The sequence below is a fragment of the Streptomyces sp. NPDC020898 genome (genome assembly GCF_044333925.1).
Classification (GTDB): Bacteria; Actinomycetota; Actinomycetes; order Streptomycetales; family Streptomycetaceae; genus Streptomyces.
In genome coordinates, this window is sequence record NZ_JBIRRV010000008.1 from 38,913 (window position 1) to 56,264 (window position 17,352).

General features: G+C 69.1%; 14 protein-coding genes. 11 read left to right on the forward strand and 3 right to left on the reverse strand.

Going from position 1 to position 17,352, the window contains the following annotated elements:
* Window position 1 precedes the first annotated feature (1 nt).
* Genes nuoE through nuoN form a run of 10 tightly spaced genes read left to right on the forward strand, consistent with a single transcriptional unit; the run spans window position 2 to window position 12,896 of the window.
* Window positions 2–820, forward strand: coding sequence for an NADH-quinone oxidoreductase subunit NuoE (gene nuoE / locus ACH4TV_RS25040; protein WP_398402322.1), 819 nt, complete (start codon window positions 2–4; stop codon window positions 818–820).
* Entirely contained in the window at window positions 817–2,166 is a 1,350-nt protein-coding gene (gene nuoF, locus ACH4TV_RS25045; protein ID WP_398401728.1) for an NADH-quinone oxidoreductase subunit NuoF, read from the forward strand. Before nuoE ends, nuoF begins: the two co-directional genes overlap by 4 nt.
* Window positions 2,163–4,670 carry an NADH-quinone oxidoreductase subunit G gene (locus ACH4TV_RS25050; protein WP_398401730.1) on the forward strand — a complete coding sequence of 836 codons (2,508 nt, stop codon included), beginning with the start codon at window positions 2,163–2,165 and terminating at the stop codon, window positions 4,668–4,670. The genes nuoF and ACH4TV_RS25050 overlap by 4 nt, the downstream gene beginning before the upstream one ends.
* Window positions 4,667–6,031, forward strand: a complete 1,365-nt coding sequence (gene nuoH / locus ACH4TV_RS25055; protein WP_398401732.1) for an NADH-quinone oxidoreductase subunit NuoH — start codon at window positions 4,667–4,669, stop codon at window positions 6,029–6,031. Before ACH4TV_RS25050 ends, nuoH begins: the two co-directional genes overlap by 4 nt.
* Complete coding sequence (nuoI, locus tag ACH4TV_RS25060) at window positions 6,024–6,635, forward strand: NADH-quinone oxidoreductase subunit NuoI (protein WP_398401734.1); 612 nt, start codon at window positions 6,024–6,026, stop codon at window positions 6,633–6,635. Before nuoH ends, nuoI begins: the two co-directional genes overlap by 8 nt.
* Entirely contained in the window at window positions 6,632–7,465 is an 834-nt protein-coding gene (locus ACH4TV_RS25065; RefSeq protein WP_398401736.1) for an NADH-quinone oxidoreductase subunit J, read from the forward strand. The genes nuoI and ACH4TV_RS25065 overlap by 4 nt, the downstream gene beginning before the upstream one ends.
* A complete protein-coding gene (nuoK, locus tag ACH4TV_RS25070; protein WP_398401738.1) occupies window positions 7,462–7,761 on the forward strand; it encodes an NADH-quinone oxidoreductase subunit NuoK in 300 nt (99 codons plus the stop codon). The genes ACH4TV_RS25065 and nuoK overlap by 4 nt, the downstream gene beginning before the upstream one ends.
* A gap of 14 nt (window positions 7,762–7,775) precedes the next feature.
* Complete coding sequence (nuoL, locus tag ACH4TV_RS25075) at window positions 7,776–9,677, forward strand: NADH-quinone oxidoreductase subunit L (RefSeq protein ID WP_398401740.1); 1,902 nt, start codon at window positions 7,776–7,778, stop codon at window positions 9,675–9,677.
* A 1-nt stretch (window position 9,678) separates the two neighbouring features.
* Window positions 9,679–11,250 (forward strand): NADH-quinone oxidoreductase subunit M, encoded by a 1,572-nt coding sequence (locus ACH4TV_RS25080; RefSeq protein ID WP_398401743.1) that lies wholly within the window; start codon window positions 9,679–9,681, stop codon window positions 11,248–11,250.
* On the forward strand, window positions 11,247–12,896 hold the full coding sequence (gene nuoN / locus ACH4TV_RS25085) for an NADH-quinone oxidoreductase subunit NuoN (protein WP_398401745.1): 1,650 nt from the start codon (window positions 11,247–11,249) through the stop codon (window positions 12,894–12,896). Before ACH4TV_RS25080 ends, nuoN begins: the two co-directional genes overlap by 4 nt.
* A gap of 88 nt (window positions 12,897–12,984) precedes the next feature.
* Here the strand turns inward: nuoN and ACH4TV_RS25090 are convergent, their stop codons facing one another.
* Together ACH4TV_RS25090 and ACH4TV_RS25095 are read right to left on the reverse strand one after the other, a co-directional pair.
* On the reverse strand, window positions 12,985–13,176 hold the full coding sequence (locus ACH4TV_RS25090) for a hypothetical protein (RefSeq protein ID WP_398401747.1): 192 nt from the start codon (window positions 13,174–13,176) through the stop codon (window positions 12,985–12,987).
* Window positions 13,155–13,616, reverse strand: coding sequence for a hypothetical protein (locus ACH4TV_RS25095; protein WP_398401749.1), 462 nt, complete (start codon window positions 13,614–13,616; stop codon window positions 13,155–13,157). Before ACH4TV_RS25095 ends, ACH4TV_RS25090 begins: the two co-directional genes overlap by 22 nt.
* 314 nt (window positions 13,617–13,930) lie before the next feature.
* On the opposite strand from ACH4TV_RS25095, the gene recQ reads away from it, so the two are divergent.
* On the forward strand, window positions 13,931–16,003 hold the full coding sequence (recQ, locus tag ACH4TV_RS25100) for a DNA helicase RecQ (RefSeq protein WP_398402324.1): 2,073 nt from the start codon (window positions 13,931–13,933) through the stop codon (window positions 16,001–16,003).
* A 120-nt stretch (window positions 16,004–16,123) separates the two neighbouring features.
* On the opposite strand, the gene fahA is transcribed toward recQ, so the two are convergent.
* Entirely contained in the window at window positions 16,124–17,338 is a 1,215-nt protein-coding gene (gene fahA / locus ACH4TV_RS25105; RefSeq protein WP_398401751.1) for a fumarylacetoacetase, read from the reverse strand.
* Between the last annotated feature and the right edge of the window lie 14 nt (window positions 17,339–17,352).

Genomic DNA, 17,352 nt, shown 5'->3' on the forward strand with positions numbered 1-17,352 from the left:
CATGCCCCAACTGCCCGCGCCCGCATACCCGGACGACGTTCGAGCCCGGCTCGAAGCGGACTCCCGCGAGGTCATCGCCCGCTACCCGGACTCCCGGTCCGCCCTCCTGCCGTTGCTGCATCTCGTGCAGTCGGAGGAGGGGCACGTCACGCGCACCGGGATGCGGTTCTGCGCGGACATGCTGGGCCTGACCACGGCCGAGGTCACCGCGGTCGCCACCTTCTACTCCATGTACCGCCGGGGCCCTTCCGGCGACTACCAGGTGGGCGTCTGTACCAACACCCTGTGCGCGGTACTGGGCGGCGACGCCATCTTCGAGACCCTCCAGGAGCACCTCGGCGTCGCCAACGGCGGGACCACCGAGGACGGCAAGGTCACGCTGGAGCACATCGAGTGCAACGCGGCCTGCGACTTCGCACCCGTGGTGATGGTCAACTGGGAGTTCTTCGACAACCAGACCCCGGCCAGTGCCAAGCGCCTTGTCGACGACCTGCGCGCGGGCACGCAGGTCGAACCCACGCGCGGTGCCCCCTTGTGCACGTTCAAGGACACCGCCCGCATCCTGGCGGGCTTCCCCGACACCCGGGACGGGGCCGTCGAGGCGAGCGGCAGCGCCGGCCCCGCCTCGCTGATCGGGCTCCGGCTGGCCAAGGGCGAGAGCCCCGCGCGCGTGGTGCACCCCAGGGGGACCGCCCCCAGGACCGCGACGGTGCATGACCCGTCGCCCGCCGAGCACCTCAGTTCGCACGACGCGCCGCAGGAGACGGCCGCTTCCGACCCCTCCCACCCGGCGGGGCCCGTCACCGAGGAGGGGGAGTGATGACATTGGCACCCGAGATCAACGAGACGAGCCCCGAGAAGCTGCTCGCACCCGTGCTGTCGGCCTTCTGGGACGAGGACCGGTCCTGGAGCCTGGACGTCTACCGGAGGCACGAAGGGTACGAGGGACTCCGCAAGGCCCTCGCGATGACACCGGACGACTTGATCGCGTACGTCAAGGAGTCCGGTCTGCGTGGCCGCGGCGGTGCGGGATTCCCCACGGGAATGAAATGGCAGTTCATTCCTCAGGGTGATGGAAAACCACACTATCTAGTTGTCAACGCCGACGAATCGGAGCCGGGAACCTGCAAGGACATCCCGCTCCTCTTCGCGAACCCGCACAGCCTCATCGAGGGCATTGTGATCGCGTGTTATGCCATCAGGTCTTCGCATGCCTTCATCTATCTGCGTGGTGAAGTCGTGCCAGTGCTGCGGCGGTTGCACGAGGCCGTACGTGAGGCCTACGCGGCGGGCTACCTCGGCAAGGACGTCCTGGGCAGCGGACTCGACCTCGAACTCACCGTGCACGCGGGCGCGGGCGCGTACATCTGTGGTGAAGAGACCGCACTGCTCGACTCCCTCGAAGGCCGCCGGGGTCAACCGCGGCTCCGTCCCCCCTTTCCTGCCGTCGCAGGGCTCTATGCGTGCCCAACTGTTGTAAATAACGTCGAGTCGATCGCGTCAGTTCCCGCGATTCTGCAAAAGGGCAAAGAATGGTTCCGGTCGATGGGCAGCGAGAAGTCCCCGGGCTTCACGCTCTACTCACTCAGCGGCCATGTCACCAATCCGGGCCAGTACGAGGCCCCGCTCGGCATCACGCTCCGCCAACTCCTCGACATGAGCGGCGGGATGCGTGCCGGCCACCGGCTGAAGTTCTGGACACCGGGCGGCTCCTCGACGCCGATGTTCACCGAAGAGCACCTCGACGTCCCTCTTGACTACGAAGGAGTGGGCGCCGCGGGTTCCATGCTCGGCACAAAAGCACTCCAGTGCTTCGACGAGACCACCTGCGTCGTCCGGGCCGTCACCCGCTGGACCGAGTTCTACGCCCACGAGTCCTGCGGCAAGTGCACACCCTGCCGCGAAGGGACGTACTGGCTCGTGCAGTTGCTGCGCGACATCGAGGCCGGCAAGGGCGCCATGTCCGACCTCGACAAGCTGAACGACATCGCCGACAACATCAACGGCAAGTCCTTCTGCGCCCTCGGCGACGGCGCCGCCTCGCCGATCTTCTCCTCCCTCAAGTACTTCCGCGAGGAGTACGAGGAGCACATCACGGGCCGGGGCTGTCCTTTCGACCCGGCCAAGTCCACGGCCTGGGCCGACCGCACGGAGGTGAACGCATGACGGTGACCACGAGCGCTCCCTCCGGAGGGGGCGAGGCGGCGGTCCCGCCGGAAGATCTCGTCTCGCTGACGATCGACGGCATCGAGATCAGCGTGCCCAAGGGCACCCTGGTGATCCGCGCCGCCGAACAGCTCGGCATCGAGATCCCGCGCTTCTGCGACCACCCCCTCCTCGACCCGGCCGGCGCCTGCCGTCAGTGCATCGTCGAGGTCGAGGGCCAGCGCAAGCCCATGGCGTCCTGCACGATCAGCTGTACGGACGGGATGGTGGTGAAGACTCACCTCACCTCGCCCGTGGCCGAGAAGGCCCAGCACGGTGTGATGGAACTGCTGCTCATCAACCACCCGCTCGACTGCCCGGTCTGCGACAAGGGCGGCGAGTGCCCGCTGCAGAACCAGGCCATGTCGCACGGTCAGTCGGAGTCCCGCTTCGAGGGCAAGAAGCGGACCTACGAGAAGCCCGTGCCGATCTCCACGCAGGTGCTGCTCGACCGCGAACGGTGCGTGCTGTGCGCCCGCTGCACCCGCTTCTCCAACCAGGTCGCGGGCGACCCGATGATCGAGCTGATCGAGCGGGGCGCCCTCCAGCAGGTCGGTACCGGTGAGGGCGACCCCTTCGAGTCGTACTTCTCCGGGAACACGATCCAGATCTGCCCGGTCGGCGCGCTGACCTCGGCGGCGTATCGCTTCCGCTCCCGCCCCTTCGACCTCGTCTCCTCGCCCTCGGTGTGCGAGCACTGCTCCGGCGGCTGCGCCACGCGCACCGACCACCGGCGCGGCAAGGTCATGCGGCGCCTGGCCGCCCCCGACGTCGAGGTCAACGAGGAGTGGCTCTGCGACAAGGGGCGCTTCGGCTTCCGGTACGCGCAGAAGCCGGACCGGCTCCGGACGCCCCTGGTTCGCAACGCCGACGGTGTCCTGGAGCCCGCCTCCTGGCCCGAGGCGCTGGAGGCGGCGGCGCAGGGACTCCTCGCGGCGCGCAGTCGTACGGGCGTTCTCACCGGCGGTCGGCTTACCGTCGAGGACGCCTACGCGTACAGCAAGTTCGCGCGCGTGGCCCTCGACACCAACGACATCGACTTCCGCGCGCGCGTGCACAGCGCCGAGGAGGCCGACTTCCTGGCCGCCCGGGTCGCCGGACGCGGACGTGACCTCGACGGTACGGGTGTCACGTACACCTCGTTGGAGAAGGCGCCCGCGGTCCTGCTGGTCGGGTTCGAGTCCGAGGAGGAGGCGCCCGGCGTCTTCCTGCGGCTGCGCAAGGCCTGGCGGGGACATGGGCAGAAGGTCTACTCGCTGGCCACGCACGCCACCCGCGGCCTGGAGAAGGCCGGCGGCACGCTGCTGCCCGCCGCCCCCGGCACCGAGACCGAGTGGCTGGACGCGCTCGGCAGCGGGTTCGGTCTGGAGGAGGGCGGTGCGACGAAGGCCGCCGAGGCGCTGCGCACCGAGGGTGCCGTGATCGTCGTAGGAGAGCGGCTGGCCGCCGTGGCGGGCGGACTCACCGCAGCCGTGCGGGCCGCGGCCACGACCGGTGCCCAGCTGGTGTGGATTCCGCGCCGGGCCGGGGAGCGCGGCGCGGTCGAGGCGGGTGCGCTGCCCTCGCTGCTGCCGGGCGGACGTCCGGCGACCGACCCGCGCGCGCGGGACGAGGTCGCCGTCGCCTGGGGTGTGGCCGAGCTTCCGCACCGCTTCGGCCGCGACACCGGCCAGATCGTCGAGGCCGCCATCGCGGGCGAGTTGCGGGCCCTGGTGGTCGCCGGCGTCGAGGTCGCCGACCTGCCGGACCCGGCACGCGCGCGTGAGGCCCTCCACGAAGTGGGCTTCCTGGTGTCGCTGGAACTGCGGCCCAGCGAGGTCACCGAACACGCCGATGTCGTGCTCCCCGTCGCTGCGGTCGCCGAGAAGGCGGGCACCTTCCTCAACTGGGAAGGCCGGGCCCGTCTCTTCGAGGCCGCGCTCAAGCCCGACCAGATGACCCGCCGCCTCGCGCCGGCCGACGCCCGCGTACTGCAGATGCTCGCCGACGCCATGGACGTACACCTGGGCCTGCCGGATCTGCGGACCGCGCGCCTGGAACTGGACCGGCTCGGGGCCTGGGACGGGGCGCGGGCCACCAACCCCCTGGAGATCGCCACCCAGTTGCCGCGTCCGGCCGCCGGGGAAGCCGTGCTCGCCGGACACCGGCTGCTGCTCGACCAGGGGCGTCTCCAGGAGGGCGACGACGCGCTCGCCGGGACGCGGCACGCCGCACACGCGCGCGTGTCGGCCGCCACGGCCGCAGAGGCGGGCGTCAAGGAAGGCGACCTGCTCGCCGTGACCGGCCCCTCAGGGGTGGTGCGACTGCCGTTGCAGGTCACCGAGATGCCCGACCGCGTGGTCTGGCTGCCGCTCAACTCCACCGGAGGCGGCGTCGCCTCCGACACCGGGGCGCTGCCCGGCGCACTCGTCCGCATCGGCCCGGCGACCCTCGCCTCCGACGCACCCAAGGAGGTGGAGGCATGAGCCCGTACCTCGCCGCTGAAGACCTCTCCATGTTCGGCACCGACCCGTGGTGGCTGGTCGTCGTCAAGGCGGTCTTCTGCTTCGCCTTCCTGATGATCACCGTGCTCTTCTCCATCGTGTGGGAGCGCAAGGTCGTCGCCTGGATGCAGTTGCGTGTCGGCCCCAACCGGCACGGCCCCTGGGGCATGCTCCAGTCGCTCGCCGACGGCGTGAAACTGATGCTCAAGGAAGATCTGATCGTCAAGCGCGCGGACAAGGTGGTCTACGTCCTCGCGCCGGTCATCGCGGCCATCCCGGCCTTCATGGCGATCGCGGTGATCCCCTTCGGGCCGGCCGGCAACGAGGTGTCGATCTTCGGCCACCGTACGACGATGCAGCTCACCGACCTGCCGATCGCGATGCTCTACATCCTCGCGGTCGCCTCGGTCGGCATCTACGGCATCGTGCTCGCGGGCTGGAGCTCCGGATCCACCTACCCCCTGCTGGGCGGTCTGCGGTCCTGCGCCCAGATGATCTCGTACGAGATCGCCATGGGCGCCGCCTTCGCCTCGGTGTTCCTCTACTCCGGGTCCATGTCGACCTCGACCATCGTCGAACAGCAGCACGACCGCTGGTACATCGTCCTGCTGCCGGTCTCCTTCCTCATCTACATCGTGACGATGATCGGTGAGACCAACCGCGCCCCCTTCGACATGCCGGAGTCCGAGGGCGACCTGGTCGGCGGCTTCAACACCGAGTACTCGTCGATCAAGTTCGCGCTGTTCATGCTCGCCGAGTACGTCAACATGGTGACCGTCTCGGCCGTGTCGGTGACGCTCTTCCTGGGCGGCTGGCGGGCTCCCTACCCCATCAGCACCTTCTGGGAGGGCGCCAACCACGGCTGGTGGCCGATGCTCTGGTTCGTCATCAAGGTGCAGTTGCTGCTGTTCTTCTTCATCTGGCTGCGCGGCACGCTTCCGCGCGTCCGTTACGACCAGTTGATGAAGCTCGGCTGGAAGGTCCTCATCCCGGTCTCGCTGGTCTGGCTGATGCTCGTCGCGACCGTACGGACCCTGCGCAACGAGAACTACGACTTCGCCGACATCGCCCTCTACATCGGCGGCGGTGTTCTCGCCCTGCTCCTGCTCTCCTTCGTGGTCGACATCTTCCGCGACCGGGGCAGGGCGCAGCAGACGGCCACCGCCGAACCCGTCGCCTTCGACCCGATGGCGGGCGGATTCCCCGTACCGCCATTGCCGGGACAGGAGGCGCCGACGGTGCCGCGCAGGCGCCCGCGCCGTGAGCGCGAGTTGATTGTCAGTGGTGGACCGGATACTGGCAGTGACGGATCTCTGGATGGAAAGGAGGCGTCCGATGGCTGAGGAGCCCAAGGAGGCCGGGCAGACGACGCCTGGCTTCCAGAACCCCGTGGCCGGCTTCGGCGTGACCTTCAAGGCCATGTTCAAGAAGCGGCTGACCGAGCAGTACCCCGAACAGCAGAAGACCACCGCTCCCCGGTTCCACGGACGGCACCAGCTCAACCGCCATCCGGACGGCCTGGAGAAGTGCATCGGCTGCGAACTGTGCGCCTGGGCCTGCCCCGCGGACGCCATCTATGTGGAGGGCGCCGAAAACACCGAAGAGGAGCGCTACTCCCCGGGCGAGCGGTACGGCGCCGTTTATCAGATCAACTACGCCCGCTGCATCCTGTGCGGACTGTGCATCGAGGCATGCCCCACGCGCGCGTTGACGATGACGAACGAGTTCGAGCTGGCCGACAGCAGCCGCGCCAGCCTCATCTACACCAAGGAACAGCTCCTCGCCGGACTCGACGAGGGCATGGTCGACTCGCCCCACTCGATCTTCCCGGGCACCGACGAACAGGACTACTACCGGGGACTGGTCACCGAGGCCGCGCCCGGCACGGTCCGCCAGGTCGCCGTCTCCAAGGGCGAGAAGCCCGAAGAAGAGGGGGTGGGGGCATGAGCGCGCAGCTCGCCGCCACAGCCACTCTTTCCGCCGCCACCTCCACGGGTGAGGCGTTCCAGTTCTGGGTGCTCGGAACCGTCGCCGTGGCCGGAGCCCTGTGCACCGTCTTCATGAAGAGGGCCGTACACAGCGCGCTGTGTCTCGCCGGAACCATGATCATCCTGGCGGTGTTCTACCTGGCCAACGGCGCCTACTTCCTGGGCGTCGTCCAGATCGTCGTCTACACCGGCGCGATCATGATGCTGTTCCTCTTCGTGGTCATGCTCGTCGGTGTCACCGCCGCGGACTCGCTGAAGGAGACCATCAAGGGCCAGCGCTGGCTGGCCCTGGTGTGCGGGCTGGGCTTCGGCATCCTCCTGGTCGCGGGCGTCGGAAACGCCTCCCTGTCGGAGTTCACCGGCCTCGGCCAGGCCAACGCGAACGGCAACGTGGAGGGCCTCGCCGCCCTCATCTTCACGAAGTACGTGTTCGCCTTCGAGATCACCGGCGCCCTGCTGATCACGGCCGCCGTCGGCGCCATGGTGCTCACGCACCGCGAGCGCACCGAGCGCGCCAAGACCCAGCGCGAGCTGGCCGAGCAGCGCGTACGGGACGGCAAGCACCTGCCGCCGCTCCCGGCCCCCGGTGTGTACGCCCGGCACAACGCGGTGGACATCGCGGGCCTGCTGCCCGACGGCACCCCCGCCGAGCTCTCGGTCATGCAGACGCTGCGTCAGCGCGGCCAGATCCGTGATGTGTCCACCGAGGCCATCAGCGACCTCAAGGCCCTGGAGCAGCGCGCCGAGGACCGCCTGGAGCGCACCAACAGCGGGGAGGCGTCGAAGTGAACCCGGTCAACTACCTCTATCTCGCCGCCCTGTTGTTCACGATCGGTGCCACCGGCGTCCTGATCAGGCGCAACGCGATCGTGGTCTTCATGTGCGTCGAGCTGATGCTCAACGCCTGCAACCTCGCGTTCGTCGCCTTCTCCCGGATGCACGGCAACCTCGACGGCCAGGTCATGGCCTTCTTCACGATGGTCGTCGCCGCCGCGGAGGTCGTCGTCGGGCTCGCGATCATCGTGTCGCTGTTCCGTTCCCGCCATTCGGCCTCGGTCGACGACGCCAGCCTGATGAAGCTGTAAGGGGTCGCTGAACCGTGAACGCTGAGAACCTGATTGCGCTGCTGGTGGCGGCGCCACTGCTCGGAGCGGCCGTACTGCTGTGCGGCGGACGACGGCTGGACGCCGTCGGCCACTGGATCGGCACGGCCCTCGCCGCCTGCTCCTTCGTGATCGGCGTGGTCCTCTTCGTCGACATGCTGGGCAAGGACGCCGAGCACCGCGCTCTGATGCAGCACCTGTACAGCTGGGTCCCCGTCGAGGGCTTCCAGGCCGACGTCGCCTTCCAGCTCGACCAGCTGTCGATGACGTTCGTCCTGCTGATCTCCGGCGTCGGCACGCTGATCCACGTGTACTCGATCGGGTACATGGAGCACGACGAGCGGCGCCGCCGCTTCTTCGGCTATCTGAACCTGTTCCTCGCGGCGATGCTGCTGCTCGTCCTCGCCGACAACTACTTCCTGCTGTACGTCGGCTGGGAGGGCGTCGGCCTCGCCTCGTACCTCCTGATCGGCTTCTGGCAGCACAAGCCCAGTGCCGCGACCGCCGCGAAGAAGGCCTTCCTGGTCAACCGCGTCGGCGACATGGGCCTGGCGATCGCCATCATGCTGATGTTCACCACCTTCGGGACCTTCGCCTTCGGGCCGGTCCTCGAAGCCACCGGTGAGACGAGTGAGGGCAAACTCACCGCCATCGCCCTGATGCTGCTGCTCGCGGCCTGCGGCAAGTCCGCCCAGGTGCCGCTGCAGTCCTGGCTCGGGGACGCGATGGAGGGCCCGACCCCGGTCTCGGCCCTCATCCACGCGGCGACGATGGTGACCGCGGGCGTATATCTGATCGTCCGCTCCGCGGAGATCTTCAACGGGGCGCCCGACGCCCAGTTGGTGGTCACCGTGGTCGGCGCGGTCACGCTCCTCTTCGGTGCGATCGTCGGTTGCGCGAAGGACGACATCAAGAAGGCGCTGGCCGGCTCGACCATGTCGCAGATCGGCTACATGATCCTCGCGGCCGGCCTCGGCCCCATCGGCTACGTCTTCGCGATCATGCACCTGGTGACGCACGGCTTCTTCAAGGCCGGACTGTTCCTCGGCGCCGGCTCGGTCATGCACGGCATGAACGACGAGGTCGACATGAGGAAGTACGGCGGCCTCAGGAAGTACATGCCGGTCACCTTCGTGACCTTCGGCCTCGGGTACCTGGCCATCATCGGCTTCCCCGGTCTGTCCGGCTTCTTCTCCAAGGACAAGATCATCGAGGCGGCGTTCGCCAAGGGCGGCACCGAGGGTTGGATCCTCGGCGGCGTGGCCCTGCTCGGCGCGGCCATCACCGCCTTCTACATGACGCGCGTGATGCTGATGACGTTCTTCGGTGAGAAGCGCTGGCAGCCCGACGGGAACGGCAACGAGCCGCACCCGCACGAGTCGCCCAGGTCGATGACGATCCCCATGATCGTGCTCGCCTTCGGGTCGGTCTTCGCGGGCGGGTTCTTCAGCATCGGCGATCGCTTCCTGCACTGGCTGGAGCCCGTCACCGGGCACTCGCACGGACACCCGCCGGTCAGCGCCCTCACGGTCACGCTGGCCACCATGGTCGTACTCGTCATCGGCGTGGGCACCGCGTACGTCCAGTACGGGCGCCGTCCGGTCCCGGTCGTCGCCCCGCGCGGATCGCTGCTCACCCGGGCGGCCCGGCGCGACCTGCTCCAGGACGACTTCAACCACGTCGTCCTCGTACGCGGCGGAGAGCACCTCACGCGCTCCCTGGTGTACGTCGACCACACCCTGGTCGACGGGGTGGTCAACGGAACGGCGGCCTCGATGGGCGGCCTCTCCGGACGGCTCCGCAAGCTCCAGAACGGCTATGCGCGCTCGTACGCGGTCTCGATGTTCGGCGGTGCGGCGATCCTCATCGCCGCGACCCTGCTGATGAGGGCGGTCTGACATGTCCTTTCCCCTACTCACGGCGACGGCGGTGCTCCCGGCCCTCGGGGCGATCGCCACGGCCGCCGTACCGGCCACGCGGCGCACCGCCGCCAAGTGGCTGGCGCTGCTCGTCTCGCTCGCCACGCTCGTGCTCGCCGCGATCGTCCTGGTGCGCTTCGATCCCGGCGGCGACCGCTACCAGCTCACCGAGTCCCGCGCCTGGATCGAGGACTTCGGGGTGCGGTACGAGCTGGGCGTGGACGGCATCGCCGTGGCGCTCATCGCGCTGACCGCGCTGCTGATCCCGTTCGTGATCCTGGCCGGCTGGCACGACGCCGACCCCCTGGAGACCGGCAACACGCGCTGGCGGCCCACTCAGGGTTTCTTCGCGCTGATCCTGGCCGTCGAGGCGATGGTGATCATCTCCTTCGAGGCCACCGACGTCTTCCTCTTCTACATCTTCTTCGAAGCCATGCTCATCCCGATGTACTTCCTCATCGGCGGCTTCGGCGACCGTGCCCACGAGCACGGCGAGGAAACGGCGTCCACGCAACGCTCGTACGCGGCAGTGAAGTTCCTCCTCTACAACCTCGTCGGCGGCCTGATCATGCTGGCGGCCGTGATCGGCCTCTATGTGGTGGCCGGGAACTTCTCGCTCACGGAGATCGCCGCCGCGCGGGCCAACGGTTCGCTGGACATGGCGACGAACACCGAACGCTGGCTGTTCCTGGGCTTCTTCTTCGCCTTCGCGGTGAAGGCGCCCCTGTGGCCGCTGCACACCTGGCTGCCCAACGCGATGGGGGAGGCCACCACGCCGGTCGCCGTGCTGATCACGGCGGTCGTCGACAAGGTGGGCACCTTCGCGATGCTCCGCTTCTGCCTCCAGCTGTTCCCGGAGGCGTCGAAGTGGGCGACGCCCGTCATCCTCGTACTGGCGCTGATCAGCATCATCTACGGGGCCTTGCTCGCGGTCGGGCAGCGGGACATCAAGCGGCTGGTCGCGTACGCGTCGATCTCGCACTTCGGGTTCATCATCATGGGCATCTTCGCGATGACGAGCCAGGGCCAGTCGGGCGCGACGCTGTACATGGTCAACCACGGGATCTCGACGGCCGCCCTGATGCTGGTGGCCGGGTTCCTGATCTCGCGGCGCGGCTCGCGGCTCATCGCCGACTACGGAGGCGTCCAGAAGGTCGCCCCGGTGCTCGCCGGCACGTTCCTGATCGGTGGGCTCGCGACGCTGTCGCTGCCGGGCCTCGCGCCGTTCGTGAGTGAGTTCCTGGTCCTGGTGGGCACGTTCGCGCGCTATCCGGTGATCGGCATCATCGCCACCTTCGGCATCGTCCTGGCCGCGCTCTACACCCTCGTCCTCTATCAGAGGACGATGACGGGCCCGGTGAAGGCGGAGGTCGCCGAGATGCCGGACCTCAGGGTGCGTGAACTCGTGGTCGTGACGCCCCTGATCGTGCTGCTGATCTTCCTGGGCGTCTACCCGAAGCCCCTGACGGACATCGTCAACCCGGCAGTCAAGCAGACCATGTCCGACGTCCAGAAGAAGGACCCCCAGCCCGAGGTGGAGGCGGCCAAGTGAGCGCAGTAGCCGTCCACAGCCTGTGGACAACGGCGGCCGACCCGATCGCGAAGATCGACGCGCCGAAGATCGAATACGGGCAGCTGTCGCCCACCCTCATCATCATCGGCGCGGCGATCATCGGGATCCTGGTCGAGGCGTTCGTACCGCGCAAGTCCCGTTACTACGTACAGCTGTTCGTTTCCGTCGTCGCCCTCATCGCGGCCTTCGCCGCGGTCGTCGGGCTCGCGGCGAGCGGATACGGCACGACCAAGGCCGGCATCGCGGCGATGGGCGCGATCGCCGTCGACGGGCCCGCACTGTTCCTCCAGGGCACGATCCTGCTCGCGGGACTGGTTGGACTGTTCACCTTCGCCGAACGGCGGCTCGACCCGGAGGCCCACGGCAACCGCGTCGACTCGTTCGCGGCGCAGGCCGCGTCCGTGCCGGGCAGTGACAGCGAAAAAGCCGCGGTGAAGGCCGGGTTCACCACCACCGAGGTGTTCCCGCTGCTGCTGTTCGCGATCGGCGGCATGCTGATCTTCCCGTCGGCCAACGATCTGCTGACCCTTTTCGTGGCCCTGGAAGTCTTCTCGCTGCCGCTGTACCTGCTGTGTGCCCTGGCCCGCCGCAAGCGGCTCATCTCGCAGGAAGCCGCGGTCAAGTACTTCCTGCTCGGCGCCTTCGCCTCCGCGTTCACCCTGTTCGGCATCGCACTGCTGTACGGCTACGCGGGCTCGATGTCGTACGGGACGATCGCCCAGGTCGTCGACGGCACCATCCAGGACGTCAGCCCGGCGCTCGCCGAGACCATGGGCAACGACGTACTGCTGCTCATCGGCGCCGCGATGATCGTCATGGGCCTGCTGTTCAAGGTGGGCGCCGTGCCGTTCCACATGTGGACGCCCGACGTGTACCAGGGCGCGCCCACTCCGGTGACGGGCTTCATGGCGGCGGCGACGAAGGTGGCGGCGTTCGGCGCGCTGCTGCGGCTGCTGTACGTCGTGCTGCCGGGCCTGCGCTGGGACTGGCGGCCGGTCATGATGGGCGTCGCGGTCGTCACCATGCTGGGCGGCGCGATCGTCGCGATCACCCAGACCGACATCAAGCGACTGCTGGCGTACTCGTCCATCGCGCACGCCGGGTTCATCCTCGCGGGTGTCATCGCGATGACACCGGACGGGATCTCGTCCGTCCTCTTCTATCTGGCCGCGTACTCGTTCGTGACGATCGGGGCATTCGCCGTGGTCACTCTCGTGCGGGACGCCGGCGGCGAGGCGACCCATCTGTCCAAGTGGGCGGGACTGGGGCGCCGTTCACCGCTGGTGGCCGCCGTGTTCGCGGTGTTCCTGCTGGCCTTCGCCGGCATTCCGCTGACCTCGGGGTTCGCCGGGAAGTTCGCCGTGTTCAAGGCGGCGGCGGAGGGCGGTGCGGAGTCGCTGGTCGTGGTCGGTGTGATCTCGTCGGCGATCGCCGCGTTCTTCTACATCCGAGTGATCGTGCTGATGTTCTTCAGCGAGCCCCGGCCCGACGGACCCACCGTCGCCGTGCCGTCGCCGTTCACCATGACGGCGATCGGGGTGGGGGTGGCCGTCACCGTGGTGCTGGGTGTGGCGCCGCAGTACTTCCTCGATCTGGCGAACCAGGCGGGCGTCTTCGTGCGCTGAGCGGCAGGATCGGTATTCGTGGACTGCGCTGGGCCCCGGTCTCCTTGCGAGACCGGGGCCCGGTGCGTGTTTCGGATGTTCGGGAAGGTCAGGTCGCCGGGCACTTCACCGCGGGGTTCCCGCCGGAGAACATGCCGCTGGGGTTCTTCTTCCAGACCCAGGCGTGCAGGTCGTAGTGGATCGGCATGCCGGGTTCGTGGCCGGCCATCGGGCCCTCGAAGGGGACACCGAACAGGCTGGGGCGGTCGTCGTCGGTAGTCAGGTCCTGGTCCTTGTCCACCACGATCCACTGCGCGGCGACGAGTCTGCGTGACGCGGAGGAGCGACAGGCGGGGCGTCCCCGTCGAGCGCGTCCAGATCGTCGACCCAGCTCGCATCGGAGACCTCGTCCATCCAGTCCTCGTGGGCCCGGTCCTCGTACAGCAGAGCGGCCGGTTTCGCCGGATCGAGTGAACCGTAGAGCTTCTTGTTGACGTAGTGGTGGTCCGTCCCGCCGAGTGTCGCGTCGGCCGAGCACCAGGCGGGCTGGTAGCCGTCCGTGACGGCGAACGGGGCGTACTGGTACTTCGCCGTGCCTTCGAGTGTCTTGGCCAGCTCTGTCCAGACCTTGGGGTCCACGGGGTCGCTCGCGGCGGAGCGCGCGGGGGCGACGGCCAGGGAGAGGGACGCGGCGCCAGCCGTGGCGAGGGCGACGGTGACCTTGAGCTGGTGGCGGGGCATGGGGGAACTCCTTGAGCGGGAGAGGCGCGCGGGAAGGGACGCCGGCCGAGAGGCACGCGGGGGGCGCCGGTCCGTTGGCGGGCCTCCCCTCGTCCCGCCCGAGCAGCATGTCCCGGGGCATTCGGGGGCGCCACGTGAAGGGGCCATTGGGTTGAACGCCCCCGACCGGCAGTGGGGGGTCCGCCGGTGGGGTTCGGCGGTGCGGTGACGGCGGCCTGTGGATAACTCCGGGGCTGTCGGTGCGGGCCCCTATGGTGGACGCAGTGGTCGAGGCGCGACGTACGGGGGACACGACGATGAGCGCGATGAGCGTGATGGGCGGGTCAGGAGTGATGACGGAAGCGGGCGCGGGGCCGGGCGCGGTGGCCGGATGGGCCGGGGCGGAGGACAGTGAGGCGCTGGCCACGCTGCACCGGGTCTTCGGGTACGACTCCTTCCGCGGGGAACAGGCGTCGGTCATCGAGCATGTGGTGGCGGGCGGTGACGCCGTCGTCCTGATGCCGACCGGCGGTGGAAAATCGCTCTGCTACCAGATTCCGTCCCTGGTCAGACCTGGTACGGGGATCGTGGTCTCGCCGCTCATCGCCCTGATGCAGGACCAGGTGGACGCCCTGCGGGCGCTCGGTGTGCGGGCCGGGTTCATGAACTCCACGCAGGACTTCGACGAGCGGCGGGTGGTGGAGGCCGAGTACCTGGCAGGTGAGCTGGACCTCCTCTACCTCGCCCCCGAGCGGCTGCGTCTGGAATCGACCCTGGAGTTCCTCTCCCGGGGGAAGATCGCTGTCTTCGCCATCGACGAAGCGCACTGCGTCTCGTCGTGGGGGCACGACTTCCGCCCCGACTACCTGGCGCTGTCGCTGCTGGGCGAGCGCTGGCCGGACGTCCCGCGGATCGCGCTCACGGCGACGGCCACGCATGCGACGCACCAGGAGATCACCCAGCGGCTGGGCATGCCGGACGCCCGCCACTTCGTGGCGAGCTTCGACCGGCCCAACATCCAGTACCGGATCGTGCCCAAGGCCGACCCCAAGAAGCAGCTGCTGTCCTTCCTGAAGGAGGAGCACGCGGGCGACGCCGGCATCGTCTACTGCCTGTCGCGCAACTCCGTGGAGCGCACGGCGGAGTTCCTGTCCGCGAACGGAGTGGAGGCGGTGCCCTACCATGCGGGGCTGGACGCAGGCACACGTGCGGCGCACCAGTCGCGCTTCCTGCGGGAGGACGGTCTCGTGGTCGTGGCGACCATCGCCTTCGGGATGGGCATCGACAAGCCCGACGTCCGGTTCGTCGCCCACTTCGACCTGCCCAAGTCGGTTGAGGGCTACTACCAGGAGACGGGCCGCGCGGGGCGCGACGGACTGCCGTCCACGGCCTGGATGGCGTACGGGCTGAACGACGTCATACAGCAGCGGAAACTGATTCAGGGCGGGGAGGGCGACGAGGCGCACCGGCGCCGGTCCGCCGCGCACCTGGACGCGATGCTGGCACTGTGCGAGACGGTCCAGTGCCGACGCAGTCAGCTCCTCGCCTACTTCGGGCAGGACCCGGAGCCGGGCGGCTGCGGCAACTGCGACACCTGCCTGGTGCCGCCGGACACCTGGGACGGCACGGTCGCCGCACAGAAGGTGCTGTCCACGGTGTGGCGGCTGGAGCGTGAGCGGCGGCAGAAGTTCGGTGCCGTGCAGATCGTGGACATTCTGCTGGGGCGGCGGACGGCCAAGGTGATCCAGTTCGACCACGACCAGCTCTCGGTGTTCGGCATCGGAGAGGAGCTGACCGAGGGCGAATGGCGCGGTGTCGTACGGCAGATGCTGGCGCAGGGACTCCTCACGGTCGAGGGGGAGTACGGGACGCTGGTGCTGACCGAGACGAGCGGGTCGGTGCTGCGGCGCGAGCGGGACGTGCCGATGCGGAAGGAACCGAAGAAGGCGGCGACCTCGAAGTCGGCAGGCGGCGGCCGAGGTGAGCGGAAGGCGAAGGCGCCGGCGGTCGAGTTGCCTCCGGAGCTGCTGCCGGCGTTCGAGGCCCTGCGGGCCTGGCGCGCCGAACAGGCCCGTGAGCAGGGAGTTCCGGCGTACGTCATCTTCCACGACGCCACACTCCGGGAGATCGTCAGCATCCGCCCCGGATCGGTGGCCGAGCTGGGCGGGATCAGCGGGGTGGGCGAGAAGAAGCTGGCGACGTACGGCGAAGGTGTGCTGGCGGCGCTTGCGACGCTGGGCGAGGCGCCGGCTTCGGGGCCCGGGTCAGCGTCCGGGACCGGCACCGGCTCCGCGGGCGGCGAGGGCGCCGCGTCCGGGCGGGGGCCGGACCCGATGAGCACGGACCCGATGGGGCCGGACGACTGGCCCGAGATGGAGATGGAGCCCGAGCCGGAGGACTGGATATAGAGGACTGGATATAGGAGAGGGCGTGGAGCGGGCGGGCAGGGCTGCGGCGCGTCGGCTTCCTCTCCGCCGGGGCCGGCGGCCGGGCGCGTGGCCCGGCCCGCTGTTCCTCGGGCGCTGCGCTCAGCTCTGCGGGGCGATTCTGCCCGTCACCTCGCCCAGACCCACGCGGGTGCCGTCGGGGCCGGGGGCCCAGGCGGTGAGGGTCACCTCGTCGTTGTCCTCCAGGAAGGTTCGTTTGCCGGTGGGGAGGTCCAGGGGGGTCGTGCCGTTCCAGGTGAGTTCGAGGAGGGAACCGCGTTCTCGTTCGGTGGGGCCGCTCACCGTGCCTGAGCCGTAGAGGTCGCCGGTGCGCAGGGACGCGCCGTTGGCGGTCATCTGGGCGAGTTGCTGGGCGGCCGTCCAGTACATGGTGGAGAAGGGGGGCTCGGAGATGGTGTGGCCGTTCACGGCGACGGAGATACGCAGGTCGTAGCCGCCCGGCTCTTCCTCGGCGTCGTCGAGGTAGGGAAGCAGCGGGTGGGTGCGGGCGGGCGGTGGGACCCGGGCCTCTTCCAGGGCGTCCAGTGGGGTGATCCACGCCGAGACGGACGTGGCGAACGACTTGCCCAGGAACGGGCCCAGCGGGACGTACTCCCAGGCCTGGATGTCGCGGGCGGACCAGTCGTTCAGGAGGCAGACGCCGAAGACGTGGTCCCGGAAGGCGGACAGGGCCACGGGGCTGCCCATCGGGGACGGCGCGCCCACCACGAAGCCGACCTCCGCCTCGATGTCCAGGCGGACCGACGGGCCGAAGAGCGGGGCCGGGTCGGTGGGGGCCTTGCGCTGGCCGGACGGGCGGACGACCTCCGTGCCGGAGACCACGACCGTGCCCGAGCGACCGTGGTAACCGATCGGCAGGTGCTTCCAGTTGGGGGTCAGGGAATCCGCGGCGTCGGGGCGGAAGATCTGGCCGACGTTCCGGGCGTGGTTCTCGGAGGCGTAGAAGTCGACGTAGTCCGCGACCTCGAAGGGGAGGTGCAGGCTCACCGAGGAGAGGGGGTGGAGAAGCGGGGCGATGGTCTCCTGGTGGGACGGGACGGTGACCCAGGCCGTGAGGGCGCGGCGGACGTCGGACCAGGTCGTACGGCCTGCGGCGAGAAGGGGGTTGAGAGTCGGGCGGGCCAGTACGGAGACGTAGGGGGAGCCGAGGGCGGCGGCTGCGGCGCCCGCGTCCAGGACGTGGTCGCCGAGTCGGACACCGACCCGGCGGTCCGTGGAACCGGCCGGGGAGAACACGCCGTACGGGAGGTTGTGCGGGCCGAAGGGGTCGCCCTCGGGGACGTCGAAGGGGGGCATCGGGTGCTGCCTCG